The sequence below is a fragment of the Bradyrhizobium sp. 187 genome, assembly GCF_023101005.1.
GTDB classification, from domain to species: Bacteria; Pseudomonadota; Alphaproteobacteria; order Rhizobiales; family Xanthobacteraceae; genus Bradyrhizobium; species Bradyrhizobium canariense_D.
Genome location: NZ_CP064693.1, coordinates 807,501 through 824,751, shown reverse-complemented (window position 1 = coordinate 824,751; position 17,251 = coordinate 807,501). Strand labels below are relative to the sequence as shown.

General features: G+C 62.9%; 14 protein-coding genes and 1 pseudogene (1 of these 15 running past the window's edge). 10 read left to right on the top strand and 5 right to left on the bottom strand.

What is annotated here, in order from left to right; all coding sequences use genetic code 11:
• Window positions 1–51: 51 nt before the first annotated feature.
• Both IVB19_RS03995 and IVB19_RS03990 read right to left on the bottom strand, forming a co-directional pair.
• Window positions 52–810, bottom strand: a complete 759-nt coding sequence (locus IVB19_RS03995) for an SDR family NAD(P)-dependent oxidoreductase (RefSeq protein ID WP_018453286.1) — start codon at window positions 808–810, stop codon at window positions 52–54.
• A gap of 67 nt (window positions 811–877) precedes the next feature.
• Window positions 878–1,480, bottom strand: a complete 603-nt coding sequence (locus tag IVB19_RS03990; RefSeq protein WP_018453285.1) for a TetR family transcriptional regulator — start codon at window positions 1,478–1,480, stop codon at window positions 878–880.
• 210 nt (window positions 1,481–1,690) lie between these two features.
• On the opposite strand from IVB19_RS03990, the gene IVB19_RS03985 reads away from it, so the two are divergent.
• Together IVB19_RS03985 and IVB19_RS03980 are read left to right on the top strand one after the other, a co-directional pair.
• Entirely contained in the window at window positions 1,691–2,863 is a 1,173-nt protein-coding gene (locus IVB19_RS03985) for an acetyl-CoA C-acetyltransferase (protein WP_018453284.1), read from the top strand.
• Window positions 2,864–2,983: 120 nt separating this feature from the next.
• The gene (locus tag IVB19_RS03980) at window positions 2,984–4,528 is read left to right on the top strand and encodes an acyl-CoA synthetase (protein ID WP_026232503.1); all 1,545 of its coding nucleotides are present in this window, start codon (window positions 2,984–2,986) and stop codon (window positions 4,526–4,528) included.
• Window positions 4,529–4,545: 17 nt separating this feature from the next.
• On the opposite strand, the gene IVB19_RS03975 is transcribed toward IVB19_RS03980, so the two are convergent.
• Complete coding sequence (locus IVB19_RS03975) at window positions 4,546–5,088, bottom strand: methylated-DNA--[protein]-cysteine S-methyltransferase (RefSeq protein WP_018453282.1); 543 nt, start codon at window positions 5,086–5,088, stop codon at window positions 4,546–4,548.
• Between the two features lie 139 nt (window positions 5,089–5,227).
• Between IVB19_RS03975 and IVB19_RS03970 the strand changes: the two genes are divergently transcribed.
• The 7 genes and pseudogenes from IVB19_RS03970 (at window position 5,228) to IVB19_RS03940 (ending at window position 13,621) form a co-directional block, all read left to right on the top strand.
• A complete protein-coding gene (locus IVB19_RS03970) occupies window positions 5,228–6,046 on the top strand; it encodes an alpha/beta fold hydrolase (RefSeq protein ID WP_247299308.1) in 819 nt (272 codons plus the stop codon).
• A 2-nt stretch (window positions 6,047–6,048) separates the two neighbouring features.
• On the top strand, window positions 6,049–6,861 hold the full coding sequence (locus IVB19_RS03965) for an alpha/beta fold hydrolase (RefSeq protein ID WP_247299307.1): 813 nt from the start codon (window positions 6,049–6,051) through the stop codon (window positions 6,859–6,861).
• A gap of 190 nt (window positions 6,862–7,051) precedes the next feature.
• Complete coding sequence (locus IVB19_RS03960; protein WP_018453281.1) at window positions 7,052–7,726, top strand: GntR family transcriptional regulator; 675 nt, start codon at window positions 7,052–7,054, stop codon at window positions 7,724–7,726.
• A 71-nt stretch (window positions 7,727–7,797) separates the two neighbouring features.
• Window positions 7,798–8,598, top strand: coding sequence for a phytanoyl-CoA dioxygenase family protein (locus tag IVB19_RS03955; RefSeq protein ID WP_018453280.1), 801 nt, complete (start codon window positions 7,798–7,800; stop codon window positions 8,596–8,598).
• A gap of 189 nt (window positions 8,599–8,787) precedes the next feature.
• Window positions 8,788–10,101, top strand: a complete 1,314-nt coding sequence (locus tag IVB19_RS03950; RefSeq protein ID WP_018453279.1) for an NAD(P)H-dependent oxidoreductase — start codon at window positions 8,788–8,790, stop codon at window positions 10,099–10,101.
• 44 nt (window positions 10,102–10,145) lie between these two features.
• Window positions 10,146–13,217, top strand: a complete 3,072-nt coding sequence (locus tag IVB19_RS03945) for an ATP-binding protein (protein ID WP_083926317.1) — start codon at window positions 10,146–10,148, stop codon at window positions 13,215–13,217.
• A 64-nt stretch (window positions 13,218–13,281) separates the two neighbouring features.
• Window positions 13,282–13,621, top strand: a pseudogene (locus IVB19_RS03940) (DUF6984 family protein).
• 100 nt (window positions 13,622–13,721) lie between these two features.
• Here the strand turns inward: IVB19_RS03940 and IVB19_RS03935 are convergent.
• A complete protein-coding gene (locus IVB19_RS03935; RefSeq protein ID WP_247490894.1) occupies window positions 13,722–14,807 on the bottom strand; it encodes an NAD-dependent epimerase/dehydratase family protein in 1,086 nt (361 codons plus the stop codon).
• A gap of 288 nt (window positions 14,808–15,095) precedes the next feature.
• On the opposite strand from IVB19_RS03935, the gene IVB19_RS03930 reads away from it, so the two are divergent.
• Window positions 15,096–16,184, top strand: coding sequence for a TRAP transporter substrate-binding protein (locus IVB19_RS03930; protein WP_018453275.1), 1,089 nt, complete (start codon window positions 15,096–15,098; stop codon window positions 16,182–16,184).
• Window positions 16,185–16,748: 564 nt separating this feature from the next.
• Here the strand turns inward: IVB19_RS03930 and IVB19_RS03925 are convergent.
• Window positions 16,749–17,251, bottom strand: partial view of a hypothetical protein gene (locus IVB19_RS03925; RefSeq protein ID WP_018453274.1) — the 3' portion only. 100 nt of this gene lie beyond the right edge of the window; 503 of the gene's 603 nt are visible here — the last part of the coding sequence; its start codon lies off the right edge, out of view; the stop codon is at window positions 16,749–16,751.

Below are 17,251 nucleotides of genomic sequence, written 5' to 3'. Positions count from 1 at the left end.
GCGCTCAGGAGCGCGCCACCTTCTCCCACAAGGGGAGAAGGAAAAAGAGCTCTACCGCGGCGCCATGCGGATCGCGCCGTCGAGGCGAATGGTTTCGCCATTGAGCATTGGGTTCTCGACGATGTGCACGGCCAGCGACCCGTATTCATTGGCGTCGCCGAGACGCGCGGGATGCGGCACCTGGGCACCGAGGCTCTTGCGGGCCTCTTCGTTCAAGCCCATCAGCAGCGGCGTCAGGAATAGCCCGGGGGCGATGGTGTTGACGCGGATCTTCTGGCTCGCGAGGTCGCGCGCGGCCGGCAGCGTGAGACCGACGACGCCGCCCTTCGACGCTGCATAGGCGATCTGGCCGATCTGGCCTTCGTAAGCCGCGACCGAAGCAGTGTTGACGATGACGCCGCGCTCTTCACCGACCGGCTCGATCGTGACCAAGCGCTCGGCGAACAGACGCAGGCAGTTGAACGTGCCGATCAAATTGACGTTGATGATGCGCGCGAACTTTTCCAGCGGGTAGACTCCATCGCGGCCGACGATGCGCTGCGAGCCGCCGATGCCGGCGCAGTTCATCAGCACGCGCGCGACGCCGTGCGCGGCTTCCGCATTGGCGATCGCCGCCTTGATCTGCTCCTCGCTGGTGACGTCGGCATGAAGCGCGATGCCCTTCACTTCGGCGGCGACCTTCTCGGCGTTTTCCTTGCTCTGGTCGATCACGCCGATCTTGGCGCCCTTGGCGGCCATGGCGCGGGCGGTCGCGGCACCAAGGCCCGACCCGCCGCCGGTGATGAGAACGGCTACGTCTTTCAACTGCATCGCTTGTACCTTTCCTCGAACCTTTTCCTTGGGCGTTTCTTCTCTAGACTTCTGCGTTCTGGCCGGATCATCCGGCCGCGGCGGCTTCCTCGATATTCGTGAGAATGCCGCCGCAGATCAGCGTTTCCATGTGCTTGATATATTGCCGGCAGACGTCGTCGGTGACCGGGCCGACGCCGGTCGCGCGTGACATCGCGTGCCGGCCGAAGAACAAATGATCGCAGGCGCCGATCAGGCTGGTGTAGAACAGCACGGGATCGGTGGCGCGGAATTCGCCCTGACTGACACCTTCGGCGAGCAGGCGGCGATGGAAATCCAGCAGCGGTGCGACGAAGAATTTCGAGACTTCGTCCGCGGAGCCCGCGACGCTCTCGTGCAGCAGATAGTGAATCAACCGGTTCATGTAGGGAAACCGGTGATAGGCGCGGATGATGCCGCCGATGTGCAGCTTCAGCTTCGCGGTCGGCGTGATCGGCTGCGCCAGCAGATATTCCAGGTTGGACAGTTCCGTTCCTGCGTCGCGCTCGAGCAGCGCCAGCAGCAGGCCGTCCTTGTTGCCGAAGTGATATTTGACCAGCGCGGCGTTGGCGCCGGACTTCTGGGCGATGTCGCTCAGGGAAATCTCGATCGAGGAGCGTTCGATCATCAGCTCGCTCGCGGCCACGAGCAATTTCTCTGCCGTGGAATTCTTTCCGCTGGGGAGCCTGTTCGGTACGCTGGTAGTCACGGAGATCCCTGATTTTGGCGGAAGAGCGGCCGCAGATAAGCCCAAGCAGCGCCTCCCCACAAGAGTTAATTGATCGATTGACTAAACAACCGGTCGCCCCTTAAATCCCGCCCCGACAACCAACCGTTCAAAATAATCCAGGGAGAAACCGACATGGCCGAGGCTTATATCGTCGCCGCTGCGCGTACCGCCGGTGGGCGCAAGGGGGGCCGCCTCGCCGGATGGCATCCGGCCGATCTCGCCGCGAAGGTGCTGGACGAGTTGGTCGACCGCACCAAGGTCGATCCCGCGCTGGTCGAGGATGTGATCATGGGCTGCGTCATGCAGGTCGGCGAGCAGTCCAACAACGTGGCGCGCAACGCCATCATGGCCTCGAAACTGCCGGAGAGCGTGCCGGGCACCTCGATCGACCGCCAATGCGGCTCGTCGCAGCAGGCGCTGCATTTTGCTGCGCAGGCCGTTATGTCGGGCGCGATGGACGTGGTGATCGCCGCCGGCGTGGAATCGATGACGCGCGTGCCGATGGGCCTGTCGTCGCAGCTTCCCGCCAAGAACGGCTTTGGCAATTACAAGAGCCCGGGTATCGAGCAGCGTTATCCCAACATCGTGTTCAGCCAGTTCACCGGCGCCGAGATGATGGCCGAGAAGTACGGCCTCTCCAAGGATGAGCTCGACGAGTACTCCTACAACAGTCATCAGCGCGCGATCGCGGCGACGCAGGCCGGCCGTTTCAAGACGGAGATCGTGCCGCTTGAGATCACCCGCGCCGACGGCTCCAAGGACACCCACCACATCGACGAGGGCATCCGCTTCGACGCCACACTCGACGGCATCAAGGGCGTCAAGCTGATCGCCGAGAATGGCAAGCTCTCCGCGGCCAGCGCCAGCCAGATCTGCGACGGCGCTTCCGGCGTGATGGTGGTGAACGAGCGTGGCCTGAAGCAGCTCGGCGTGAAGCCGCTGGCGCGCGTCCACCACATGACCATGATGGGTGGCGATCCCGTGATCATGCTCGACGCACCGCTGCACGCCACCAAGCGCGCGCTGGAGAAGGCCGGCATGGCGATCGACGACATCGACCTGTTCGAGGTCAACGAGGCCTTTGCCTCGGTGCCGACCGCGTGGCTGAAGACCACCGGCGCCGATTCGGAACGTCTCAATGTCAATGGCGGCGCCATCGCGCTCGGCCATCCGCTCGGCGGCTCCGGCACCAAGCTGATGACGACGCTGGTGCATGCCTTGCATCAGCGCGGCAAACGCTATGGCCTGCAGACCATGTGCGAAGGCGGCGGCATGGCGAATGTGACGATCGTGGAGCGGCTGTAAGCCCTCTCGTGTCCCGGACGCGCTGCAGCGTGAAACGCTGCGGCGCAGAGCCGGGACCCATGCCTCACAATGGACCCCGGATATCCGGGGAACGTTACTCCCAGCCGCGTAAACAGAGACATGACACACCCCTCCATCCACGCCCGCGCCACACCCGACAAGATCGCCTATCAAATGGCCGGGACCGGCAAGGCGATTACCTATCGCGAGCTCGACGAGCTCTCGAACCAGGGCGCGCACCTGTTCCGCTCGCTCGGGCTGAAGGCCGGCGACCACATCGCGCTGCTGATGGAGAACCGCCTCGCCTTTATGGAGATCTGCTGGGCTGCGCAACGCAGCGGGCTCTATTACACCGCGATCAGCCGCTATTTAAAGCAGGACGAGATCGACTACATCATCGCCGATTGCGGCGCCAAGGTCGTGATCACGACACCGAAATGTGCCGACCAGATCAAGACGCTGATCAAGGGTGCGCCCGGCGAGCCGGTCTTCTACATGATGGACGAGCCGCAAGCCGGCTTCCGCTCCTACGACAAGGAAGCCGCCGCACAGCCGACAACCCCGATTGCCGACGAGGTTGCCGGCTATGACATGCTGTATTCGTCGGGCACCACGGGCCGGCCCAAGGGTATCAAGAAGGCTTTCGAGGGCAAGCCGATCGACGAGCCGAACGCGTTTCTGCGCGTGCTCTGCGCCAGCATGTGCGGCATGAACGCCGAGACTATTTATCTCTCACCGGCACCGCTCTATCACGCCGCTCCCTTGCGCTTCAACATGATGGCTGTCCTGCTCGGCGGCACCTCCATCATCATGGAGCACTTTGACGCCGAAGATTTCCTGAAACTGGTCGAAAAGTACAAGGTGACCCAGGCGCAGCTGGTGCCGACCATGTTCGTGCGCATGCTGAAGCTGCCGAACGAGGTCCGTAACCGCTACGAAGTCTCGACACTGAAGGGCGCGATCCACGCCGCCGCCCCCTGCCCGGTCGAGGTCAAGGCCAAGATGATCGAATGGTGGGGGCCGATCCTGATCGAATATTACGCGGGCTCCGAAGGCAACGGCGTCACCGTCTGCAACTCGAAAGAATGGCTGGAGCACCGCGGCAGCGTCGGCCGCGCCGTGGTCGGCAAGATCAAGATTCTGGACGAGAACGATGAGGAGCTGCCGACGGGCGAGATCGGCACGGTCTATTTCGCCGATGCGCCGGTTTTCGCCTATCACAACGATCCCGAGAAGACGAAGAAGGCCTATAACGCAAAAGGCTGGTCGACGCTCGGCGACGTCGGCTATCTCGACAGGGATGGCTTTCTCTTTCTCACCGACCGCAAGTCCTACATGATCATCTCGGGCGGCGTGAACATTTACCCGCAGGAGACCGAGGACGTGCTCATCACCCACCCCGAGGTCGCCGACGTCGCCGTGTTCGGTGTGCCGAACGAGGAGATGGGCGAAGAGGTCAAGGCGGTGGTGCAGCCGCACGATCCCAAGCGCGCCGGCAAGGAGCTCGAGGCCGACCTGATCGCCTATTGCAGGAGCCGCCTCTCGACGATCAAATGCCCGCGCTCGATCGATTTCGAAGCCGAGCTGCCGCGCACGCCCACTGGGAAGCTGGTGAAGCGGCATTTGCGCGACAAATATTGGCCGATGGCGGCGGCGAAGATCTAGCCAGCGGCGTCATCGCCTCAATCAAACAAGCTCGGCGTGTGGTTCACCAGCGCGCCTTCGATCTCCAGCATCTTCAGCTTCGTCACCACGCCGCCATTCGCGGAGAAGCCGCCGGGCTTGTTGCCGGCCGCCAGCACGCGATGGCAGGGCACGACGATCGGGCACGGGTTGCGGCCGAGCGCCTGGCCCACGTCGCGCGACAGCTCGACACCGCCGAGTTGCTTGGCGATGTCGCCATAGGTGACGGTCTTGCCCGGCGGAATGGTGCGGGCGATCGCGTAGACCCCGCGGTTGAAGTCGGGCACGCCATCGAGATCGAGCGGGATGTCGGTGAGGTCATCCGGCTCGCCCGCGAGCAGTTTTGTGATGCGGTCGATCGCCTGCTGTACTTCGGCGGTCGGCGCGGCTTCGCTGGCATCGGCATGGCGCTGGCTGATGCGGGTGCGGATCTTCTGCTCACCGCCCATCGGCAGTTGCGTGCCGTTGATGCCGCGCGGACCCCAGGCAATGGCGCAAAGGCCGATCTTGCTGTCGAAGAGGGCAAAATGCTGGTCGGTCATAACTTCGTCCTTGGCTTGCGTTCCCCTCGCATGCCCCAATGTGAACTGAGCTCAAATCTAGACTTGGAAATAGTTGCGATCCACCCGGTTTCCGGGAATCTTGCACAGGAGTTCCGCCTTCCCTGTTTGCGAGCCCAGAATGCAAAGCCTCCACGTCAACGGATACGACATGCCCTATCTCGACGTGGGCGAAGACCGAGGGCGGCCGCCGCTGGTCTGCGTGCATGGTTCGCTCAACGACTTTCGTGTCTGGGGCTGCGTGCTCGGTCCGCTGTCCCAGCGGCACCGGCTGATGGCCGTCAGCCTGCGGCACTTCTTCCCCGATCGCTGGGATGGCGTTGGCGACACCTATTCGATCGCCCAGCATGTCGACGACGTCATCGCCTTCATCGAGGAGCTCGACCTCGGCCCGGTTGATTTGATGGGCCATTCCCGCGGCGGGCACATCTGCTTCCGCGTGGCGCAGCGGCGGCCGGACCTGCTCCGGCGGCTGGTGCTGGCCGAGCCCGGCGGGGAGCTCGACGCGAGCCTCGATCCAGACTATGCCGGCGGCCCCTCGCCGTTGCTGGCGCGGTTCACGGCCTCGGCCGAGAAGATCGCGGCCGGCGACATCGACGGCGGCCTTGCAGTCTTCGTCGACACGCTGGAAGGGCCCGGCACCTGGCCGCGGCTGCCGGCCCTGGTGAAGCAGAATCTGCGTGACAACGCCTTCACGCTGATCGGCCAGGTCCGCGACAACCGCCCGCCGTTCTCGAGGGCCGACGCGGAGTCCATCAGGATGCCGACGCTGTTCATCCTGGGCGCGCGGACCAAGGGCCTGCTGCCGAAAGTGCTGCATGCGCTCGCGGCGCATGTGTCGTATTCCAGGACGGCGGTCATCCCAAACGCAACGCACCCGATGTTCGAGCAGGCGCCGCAGAAATTCTCCGAACTGGTGCTGGATTTTCTGGCGGGCTGATCATGCAGACACTTCGCGTCAATGGTTACGACATGGCCTATCTCGAAGTGGGCGAGGGGCCGCCGCTGGTCTGCGTGCACGGCACGCTCGGCGATTTCCGCACCTGGTACTCCGTGCTCGGTCCGCTGTCGAAATCGCATCGCGTGATCTCGGTCAGCCTGCGGCATTTCTTTCCCGAACATTGGGATGCCGTCGGCGACGATTACAAGATGGCCCAGCACGTCGCTGACGTGATCGCTTTCATCGAGCAGGTCGAACCCGCGCCGGTCGATCTGATGGGCCATTCGCGCGGCGGTCACATCGCCTTTCGCGTGGCGCAGGCGCGGCCCGATCTGTTGCGAAAGCTGGTGCTTGCAGAACCCGGCGGCGATCTCGATGCGAGCCTGCCGGTGCCCGCAGGCACGCCCGCGCACCCGCCGCTGGCGGCGCGCACGGCGCGCTCGGTCGAGATGATCCGCGCCGGCGACATCGAGGGCGCGCTGCAGAACTTCTACGAAGGCATCGAAGGCGACGGCTCGTGGCGGCGCGTGCCGGCGGCGGCGAAGCAGCAATTGCGCGACAACGCGATCACCTTCCTCGGCCAGATCAACGAGCAGCGCAGGCCCTACACGCTCGCGGACGCGCAGGCGATCACGACCCCGACACTCCTGATCGGCGGCGGGGCGACGACAGGGAGCCTGTCGGTGATGTGGCGTGTGCTGGCCGAGCACATCACCGGGGCGAAGACAGCCGTGATCCCCAATGCCGGCCACTGGATGTTCGAGCAGGCGCCCCTGGAGTTCGGCGAGGCGGTGGACGCGTTTTTGGCGGAGTAAGTGGCCTCACACTCTTTTTTCCTCAAAAACAACCCCATGCACAGTAGCTGAGCCCAGCAATATCAATGACTTAGGTGGCGCGAAATGAGGCTGGACGCCCCCTTGGCCGCGAGCTTGACGCCCTTATCCCCTCGCCGTATCCTTGAATACGGAATTCCGTATTCCCTCTCATGGTCTCGGAGCTGCCGGCGTGATCCCTCTCGACCCGCTTCCGAACTTGATCGACCAGGTCTATGCGCGGATCCTGGAGGCGATCTCCGACCGCACGCTGCAGCCCGGCCAGCGCATCCGGCAGAACGAGCTCGCCGACAGGCTCGGCGTATCGCGCCAGCCGGTGTCGCATGCGCTGCACCTGTTGCACCGGCAGGGACTTGTCGCCGAGAGCGGCCGGCGCGGCTTTGAAGTCACCCAGCTCGATCCCGCACGCATCCGCCAGCTCTACGAGGTGCGCGGCGCAATCGATGCCTTGGCGGCGCGGCTGGCAGCGGAGCGCGCAGGCGATGCGGCGGGACGCGCGCGGCTGGAGGCGGCGCTCGCCGCCGGACGCGGGATCGATGGCAAGACCACGCTCGCCGAGCTGATCGCGCTCGACGTCGCGTTTCATCGCGCGATCTATCGGCTCGCCGGCAATCCCGTGATCGAGGAGACGATTACGCCGCAATGGCCCCATATGCGCCGCTCGATGGCGACGGTGCTGTCGGAGCTCGATTATCGCGGCAGCGCCTGGGCCGAGCATGCCGACATTGCCGGACATATTCTCGCAGGAGATGCGAAGGCGGCCGAACGTGCGGCGCTTGCGCACGCGCAGACGGCGGGACGGATGACTGAGGAGAGATTGAGGGCGACGGAAGAGGCGGCGGCGTAGCGACCGCCACTGCCAAGACGTGGATGGCCGGCCAAGACGAGCGACAACAAATCAAAACAGGAGGACGCGCCGTGAAACTGTCCCAGGAGCAATTGGAGTTCTTCCACCACGAGGGCTGGCTGTTCCTGCCCGAACTGTTCAGTCCGGAGGAGGTCGATCTCCTCGCGCGCGAGGCGGTCGGCATCTATGACACGAACCGGCCGGAAGTCTGGCGCGAGAAGAGCGGCGCGCCACGCACCGCCTTTGCCGCGCATCTCTACAACGAGGCGTTCGGCATTCTGGGTGCTCATCCGCGCATGATCGGCCCGGTCGAGCAGCTGTTCGGCGAGCAGGTCTACATGCACCAGTTCAAGATCAACGCGAAATCCGCCTTCACCGGCGATGTCTGGCAATGGCACCAGGATTACGGCACCTGGAAGCGCGACGACGGCATGCCCGAGCCGCGCGCGATGAACATCGCGATCTTCCTGGACGAGGTGATGCCGATCAACGGCCCGCTGATGCTGGTACCGCAGAGCCAGAACGCCGGCGACCTCAAGGCCTCGCATGACCTCGCGACGACCTCCTATCCGCTGTGGACGCTGGACGAGGAGACCGTGACGCGGCTGGTCAAGCAGGGCGGCATCGTTGCGCCGACGGGAAAGCCCGGCGGCATGCTGATGTTCCACGGCAATCTCGTGCACGGCTCGGCCGGCAACATCACGCCCTATCCGCGCAAGATCGTGTACCTGACGCTGAACGCGGTTTCGAATTACATCCGTACCCCGACGCGGCCGGAGTACATCGCGCATCGCGATTTTGCGCCGATCAAGACGGTGGAGGACGACGCACTGGTGCGGCTCGCCCGTGCGCCGCGGCAGGCGGCGGAGTAGGACACTCTCGTGCCCCGGACGCAGCGCAGCGCGAAGCGGTGCGCTGCAGAGCCGGGCCCATACCACACGGATAGTTTTCTTTCTGGGTGCCGGCTCTGCGGAGTAGCGCCATAGTGCGTCGAAGACGCGCGTGAACGCGCTTATGGCGCTGCACCGCGTCCGGACCACCATACTTGATCGGGTAACAACATGAACCTCTTCCGCCTCCTCCAGGCCCGCGCTGCCGCCGGCAAGCCCGTCCGTGTGGCGCTGATCGGCGCCGGCAAATTCGGCTCGATGTTCCTGGCGCAGGTGCCGCACACGACGGGGCTGGAGGTACCCATCATCGTCGACATCGATCGCGACCGCGCGCGCGAGGCCTGCCGCACGGTGGGCTGGAGCGCCGAGCGGATCGCCGCCACCGTCTTCACCGATGATGGCGCGCGCGCCATCGCCGGCGGCGCGATGGACGTCGTGGTGGAGGCGACCGGCAATCCCGCCGTCGGCATCAAACACGCCCGCGCGGCGATCGCGGCCGGCAAGCATATCGTGATGGTCAATGTCGAGGCCGACGTGCTTGCCGGTCCGCTGCTCGCCCAGGAAGCCCGCAAGGCCGGCGTGGTCTACTCGCTCGCCTATGGCGACCAGCCGGCGCTGACCGCGGAAATGGTGGATTGGGCGCGCGCCACCGGTTTTCATGTGGTTGCCGCCGGCAAAGGCACAAAATATCTGCCGGCCTATCACGACGTGACGCCCGACAGCGTCTGGCAGCATTACGGGTTGACCGCGGGCGAGGCGCAATCGGCCGGGATGAATCCGCAGATGTTCAACTCGTTCCTCGACGGTACCAAATCGGCGATCGAGATGGCCGCGATTGCGAACGCCTGCGGACTGGACGTGCCTGCGGAGGGCCTGCTGTTTCCACCCTGCGGCGTCGACGACCTGCCGCATATCATGCGGCCGGGCAGCAAGGGCGGCGTGCTGGAGCGATCGGGCGTCGTGGAGGTGGTCTCCTCGCTCGAGCGCGATGGAAGGCCGGTGTTTCGCGATCTGCGCTGGGGCGTCTACGTCGTGCTGGAGGCGCCGAACGACTACGCCGCCGACTGCTTCAGGCAATACGGCCTCAAGACCGACGGCAGCGGACGGTACGCGGCGATGTACAAGCCCTACCATTTGATCGGCCTCGAGCTGAACATCTCGGTGCTGTCGGCCGCGCTGCGGGGCGAGCCGACCGGGCAGCCCCATGGTTTCCGCGGCGACGTCGCCGCCGTGGCAAAACGCAATCTGCGCGCCGGCGAGATGTTGGACGGCGAAGGCGGCTACACGGTGTGGGGCAAGCTGTTGCCGGCGGCCGCGAGCCTCAAGGCCGGCGCGCTGCCTATCGGGCTGGCGCATCGCGTGAGGCTGAAGCACGACGTCGCCCATGGCGAGATCGTGCGCTGGAGCGATGTCGAGTTCGACGCGGGCAACGAGACGATCAGGACGCGGAAGGCCATGGAAGCGGCGTTCATTAGCGCAGAGTAGGCCCTGTACTCATAAAATCGAGATTTATTGGTGCGGACTGAGCGATGTCCGCTGGCCGCCACATGTGCGCGACAGAGGGGCGAACATGCTCTGCTGAGTTCCGCCGCCTTCACCAGTCCATTGATTTCAGTGGCAACCATGGCAAGGTAGCTCGCGCGGCACAACCAGTTGGACGCATGATGATGGTGGGCTCGGTCGTCAATGAAGATCGGCTCGCGAAAGAAAGTTTTTCTTTTGGGCCCTTTGAATTAATCCCGGAGCGGAGACGTCTCGAAAAATCGGGTGTACCACTTCAGTTGGGCGCCCGTAGCTTGGACATCCTTACAGTTCTTGTCGAGCATGCTGGCGAAGTTGTCAGCAAGAAGACTCTGCTAGCTCGGGTTTGGGCCGGCGTCACCGTCGACGAGGGTAGCCTTAGATTTCATATGGCGGGCTTGCGCAAGGTGCTCGGCGATGGAGAGGCCGGAGCGACGTATGTCACGACCGTGCCAGGACAAGGGTATAGCTTCGTGGCGCCTGTCTCACGAACGCTCAAGCCTGTTGCTGAAATCGCAAAATCGGGTCGACGCTCAACATTTCCGAATCGCCTTGGCAGGATGATTGGCAGGGACGACGCCGTGCAAGCGATCTCCTCGCATCTTATGGCCGAACGATTCGTGTCCATTGTCGGTCCGGGCGGGATCGGAAAAACAACTCTGGCAATATCTGTCGGCCACCAACTCACTACAGAGTTTGCCGATCTGGTTCACCTTATTGACCTGGGCTCACTTTCTGATCCGCATCTCGTGGCGGGTACGATCGGCTCGGCGCTCGGACTTGCCGTTGACGATCGCGATCCTATCCCCGGCCTTCTGGCCGCACTGCGAGACATCCGAGTTTTGCTGGTGCTCGATAGCTGCGAGCGTGTGATTGAGGCGGCTTCTGCGCTGGCAGAAACCATCTTCGAGGAAACGCCGCAAGTTTACATCTTGGCAACAAGCCGTGAAACCTTGCGGGTCAGAGGCGAGCACGTTCATTGGATAGCTCCCCTCGAGTTTCCGCCTGAGGGTCCCAATGCACGAGAGGCGATGGCATACGCTGCAGTACAGCTTTTTGTCGAACGCGTTACAGCAAGTCAGCCTCAGTTCATACTCAACGACGTCGATGCACCGGTCGTGGCCGAGATCTGCCGAAAGCTCGACGGAATCCCCCTCGCAATCGAACTCGCAGCTGGTCGTGTGGGCGCTTACGGAGTCCATGACGTTTTGCGGCTCCTCGACCACAAGTTCGAGCTCTGGCGAGGCCGGCGAACGGCGTTGCCGCGACACCAGACTCTGGCTGCAACGCTCGACTGGAGCTACGATCTTTTGCCGGAGCTTGAGCAGATTATCCTGCGCCGACTATCTGTTTTCGTTGGGCCGTTTACGATCGAGGCTGCCTTCGCGATCGCGGCCGGAGATGATTTGGACGATTCGCAGGTGATCGAGTCCGTTGCCAGTCTTGCCGCCAAGTCACTTCTGACAGCGAACGCTCGTCTCGCCATCCCGCTATACCGATTGCTGGATACCACCCGCGGGTATGTGCAGGAAAAGTTGGCCAGAAGCGATGATGCAAACCTCGTTGCTCGCCGTCATGCTGTCTATCATTTAACTTTATTCGAGCGGATTGGGGTCGAGCTGTCCGGTTTCCGGAAGAGCGAAAATGCGTCTGCCTCCAAGCTCGTTCGGTCCCTGAAAGGGGCAGGAAGCAACAATCTGACCGAAGCATCGGTTGCCACTAATGGTCGGCCGATCGATGAGATCCGCGTTGCCCTCGACTGGGCGCATGGCAAGTCTGGTGATTCGCTGCTAGCGCTCGACCTCACGGCCGCTGCCGCACCGGTCTGGATTCATCATATGCTCATAGACGAATGTCGGGAGCGGACAGAGCAAGCGGTTTTCCAAATCGACGAAAAGCTGGGTCGTGACGCGCGCCGGGAGCTCCGCCTCTTCTTCACTTTGGCGGTTGCGCATATGGAATCGACCGGGGACGCTGCGATCATCGACGATGCGTGGTTGCGTGTATCCCGATTGGCTGAAGAACTGGACGACAACGAATATCAGCTGAGGAGCTTATGGGGTCTCTGGATAGGGCGATACCTAAGAGGCGATTTCCCCGGTGCACTGCAGATCGCCGAAAAATTCGTCAACCTGCCTGATGGCGCTATCGATGTCGCTGATCGTTTCGTCGGAGAGCGGATTTTGGGAGTGACGCGGCACATTCTAGGGGACCAAGCCGGCGCCCGGCGACATCTGGAAAAAATGCTGGCAGGCTACGTCGCGCCGCCAGGGCAAATGCACGCCCTGCGATATCAGTTTGATCAACATGTGGCTGCCCGAACGTACTACAGCCAAACGCTTTGGTTGTTGGGTTTTCCGGACCAGGCAGCCGCGGTCGGCAAACACGCCTTCGATCATGCGACGGCACTTGGACACGATTTTTCTCTTCTCTATGCGATTGCCTTCGGCGCTTGCCCTCTAGCGCTTGAGATCGGCAATTTTGATGCTGCGGAAGCGCTCATCTCAACTATGCTTCATCGAGAAGCGACGTTCAGAGCAATGGGAGTATGGGGCCGCTGTTATGCGGGTATTCTGGAGATGAAGGGTGGCCACACCGCTGCGGGCCTTGCCCTGCTTCGCGAAGGCTTGAATGGCTTCCCCCCGACCGGCTTTCAAAGCCGCTATTTATTCCTTCTGGGCAATCTCGCACTCGGTGAGTCTGATATCGGCGATCACCGCGGAGCCAATACAACGATCGAAAGGGCGCTGGCTCAATCGGAAAGGAACGAGGACCGCTGGTTCGTCGCTGAACTGCTGCGCATCAAGGGTATCCTGGCGCTCAATCAAGGTGGCGCGGAGGCGCTCGTGTCGGCCGAAGCGCACCTCAATCACTCTCTCGAGTGGTCACGCCGCCAAGGCGCAATATCCTGGGAGCTCAGGACGGCGACAACTCTGGCATCCCTGATGCAGAAGCAGTCGCGTATCGGTGAGGCACGGGAGCTGCTAGCGCCCCTTTACGTTCGTTTCTCCGAGGGACTTGCCACTGCAGATTTAGTCAAAGCTCGTTCTCTGCTGACATTGTTGAACGAGCCAACCTAGCTTGGATCAATAAGGATTCGCAGCGTGATAGAGCCAATGCACGCCAGCCGCTACGAGAAAGAAGATGCCACGCCCACTCACCCCCGCAGCTTGATCTGGTTGCCTTTATTCTAGGTCAGCATTCGCCCTTGCAGGACCATTTTGGGCTCGTCGAGGAAATGAACGACGGTGGGATGGGTAGCCTTCTCTTTGTCGGCGCGGCAGATCGGCGTTTCGGCCGATGTATTGGCGAATGCGAATTCGACGATGCCGATGGAGTGCTGGTGTCGGTCGCGCTGAACCTCGGCCAGCGCGACGAGTTGTTTGAACTTGATCTGTGGAAAGTCGACTTTTCGCCGCTACAGAGGATCGCCGTCCTAGGTGATGTCCGTCCCTCACGGTGGTTGCGACACACGCTCAGATAAGCCAGATCTGAAGCCGTTCGAACCGGCTCGGCCAGCGGACCGCTCCGGGTCACAGTCTGACCTGGGCAACGATCCCGGACGTATCCGCTTTGGCTCTCGGTCAGGGAAGCAGTCGCTCTTGCTTTGCCTGCCTGAACCACTTCCGGAACATGTCTTCCGTATCCATCATCTCGGTGAAGCCGGCGCGGTTGATCTTCACGGTCGAGACGATCGAGGGCGGACCGGATTCGGTGTGGCCATAGCGCAGGCTGTAATCGGCGTATTGGAACGAGAGGCCGACGAATTCGGCCAGCGCAGGCGATGCTAGGTCGTGCTTGCGCCGCAGCGCATCCCAGGGAGCGACCCAGCTCGGGAATTCCCTCGCGAGCGACAGCGGGACCGGCCTGCCCGGCTTCATCTCCAGTGCATCGGCGACCGCAGGCCAGATGTTCTCCCAGGTAAAGACGTCGCCATTGGTCACATTGAAGGCCTCGTTGCGCGCGGCCTCGGCCTCGCCCGACCAGGCGATGGCGCGGGCGAGAAGATCGACGTCGACGGCCTGCCCCACCCGCGGAGCGCCGCCGGGGTAGTCGAGCGGCCTGCCCTGCTCGCGCAGCATCGCGGCATAGACGCCGAGCGGCGGGATCAGGTCCATGGCGCCGCCCATGGCGAGACCGACGATCAGCACCGGCCGCAGGATGCTCCAATGCCAAGCCTTGCCGGTTTGGAGGTCGCGCAAGAAGTTTTGCTGCGCCCAGTAGAAGTTGGGCTGCTCGTACATTTCGGAGCGGCCTTCGCGGGCCGGCACGGTCAAGGGGCGAACGTGGACACCATAGGCCTTGGTGCCCTGCAGCAGGGCGACGTGCCTGAGGCCGGGCGCCACAGGCTCGAGCGCACCCATCAAATTGCGCAGCATCAAATCGTTGGTCTTGATTTGCTGCGGGTCGCGCCAGCCGTCGACGAGCTGCGGCGCCTCGTAGAGCGCGGCGTAGATCAGATGCGTTGCGCCGCTCAGTTCCGAGGCGGCACGCCCGCAATCCGCTGCGCTGGTCAGGTCGATCGGTACATGACGGGCACCGTAGAGGTCGCGCGGCTTCCGCCGGGACAGGGCAATGACATCGCACCCGCCCGAGACGCCGAAGTGTCGCAACGCGGCATTGCCGACGAGACCGCTCGCTCCGGCGACCACGATTTTCTTGCCCGTCATGCGCGAGCCTCCCTAGTTTTTGAATGACCGAATAGCAGATCGCTTGCAGGCCCGACTTGCGTCAGGCCGGCGTTCGCACCTGCGAGGCGCCCATGAGACTTGATTCCGGCGAAGCGCCCGGTCATCCTCGCCGCGGAACCGCAACGATCGGAATTCCATCTTCGAGTGCCCGCAAGGGCCGTTCGGAAACGCCACAACGTCTCAACAGACAACGTCGAGCGTCGACGAAGACAAGACGACACCAAGATCGGTCCCTGGTCGAAGCATCGACTTAACGGAGGGAAGCGCATGGAACGTCGTAAATTCCTGACGGCAGGCGGATTGGGCCTCGCCGCCAGTGCCGTCGCTGCGCCGGCGATCGCGCAGTCGATGCCCGAGATCAAATGGCGATACGCCGCGAGCTGGCCGAAGGCGCTGGATACGCTCTACGGCGGCTGCGAGTATTTCGCCAAGCGCGTTGCCGAGATCACCGACAATCGTTTCCAGATCCAGCCATTCGCCGCCGGCGAGATCGTGCCGGGCCTGCAGGTGCTCGACGCCGTCGCCAACGGAACGGTGGAGATGGGCAACACCGCGCTGTATTATTACTGGGGCAAGAACCCCGCCTTCACGTTCGGCACGTCGCTGCCGTTCGGCTTGAACACGCGCCAGCATATTTCATGGCTGCAGTGGGGCGGCGGCCAGGACCTGATCAACAACCTGCTGAAGGAATACAACGCCATCGGCATTCCGACCGGATCCACCGGCGCGCAGATGGGTGGCTGGTTCCGGAAGGAGATCAAGTCGATCGACGATCTCAAAGGGCTGAAATTCCGGGTCGGCGGCTTTGCCGGCACGATCATCGCCAAGGTCGGCGGCGTACCGCAGCAGATCGCGGCGGGCGACATCTATCCGGCGCTGGAGAAGGGCACGCTCGATGCCGCCGAATGGGTCGGGCCCTATGACGACGAGAAGCTCGGCTTCGTGAAGGTCGCGAAGTACTATTACTATCCGGGTTGGTGGGAAGGCACCGGCCAGGGTCACAACATCATCAATCTGGACAAATGGAACACGCTGCCGAAGCACTACCAGGCCGCGGTCGATGCCGCGTCGCGCGATACCTTCACCTGGGTGACCGGCAAATACGACTACGTCAATCCGCCGGCGCTGAAGCGTCTGCTGGTGGCCGGCGCGATCCTGAAGCCGTTCCCGCAGGAAGTGCTGGAGAGCTGTTATGGCGCGGCCAACGAGATCTACGCCGATCTCGCCAAAACCAATCCGCATTTCGGCAAGATGTATGCGAGCCTGACGGCTTTCCGCAGCGAATCGCTGGCCTGGATGCAGGTGGCCGAGCTGAGCTTCGACAGCTTCATGATGCGGATGCGGACACGGACGTGAGGCGCTGAGCGACGCGTGGGGTCAGAAACGACGAAAGCGCCGGAGATGGCTCCGGGGCTTTTTGTTGGGGCGCGGATGGCGGGGTTAAGCGAAAGATCGCGTCACCAAAGGTGTCATCGCCCGGCTTGACCGGGCGATCCAGTATCCAGAGACCCGCGTTATAGAGTTCGCTCTCATCGCATCCGCCGCGGCGTATTGGATGCCCCGGTCAAGCCGGGGCATGACAGCGGTGAGAGTAGAGGTTTAGTAGAGAATCGCTGGCCTGGATGCAGATTGCCGAGCTGAGCTTCGACAGTTTCATGATGCGGATGCGGACACGGACGTAAGACGCCTGAGCGAGGCGTGACGTCGGCGAAAGCCCCGGAGATGTCTCCGGGGCTTTTTGTTGCGGCGATGTTTGCGGGGCTAAGCGAAAGCTCGCGTCACCAAAGGTGTCGTCGCCCGGCTTGACCCGGCGATCCAGTATCCAGAGGCCCTCGTTATAGAGCTCGCTCTCATCGCATCCGCCGCGGCGTACTGGATGCCCCGGTCAAGTCGAGGCATGACAGCGGTGAGAGTAGAGGTTCAGTTCTGATCGTCACCCAGCGCGGCGACCAGCTTGTCATAGTACTTGCCGACGAGGTCGATGTTGGCCTTGTTCTCGATCTGCGGCGCCGGCGTCTTCAGCGCTTCGTTGAGCTCGTCGAGCGCTTCCTTCTTGTCCTTGGCCGGCATCTTCTTGTCGGCCTGGACCTGCGCGATCTGCGCCTTGATCACGGCTTCGGTGCCGACATATTTCTTGGTCGCGGGATCGAAGCCGCCGAGCACCAGGCTGATGTTGTCGACGACGTTGTTGTAATCATCGTAGCTGGCAAAGCCGTTCTTCTTGGCGACGGCGTCGAGCTGGCCGATCACCTTCTGGTCGGGCGCGGTATTCTCGGGCAATTTTTCCGTGATCGCATCCATGTCCTTCTGCGCGGCGAGCACGCCGTCGAGTTGCTTGTCGGTCAGCGCGATCTGCTTCAGCGCAGATTCCTGTGCCTGGGCCTGTGCGGGCGCCGCCTGCTGTGCCGGCGCCGGTTGCTGCT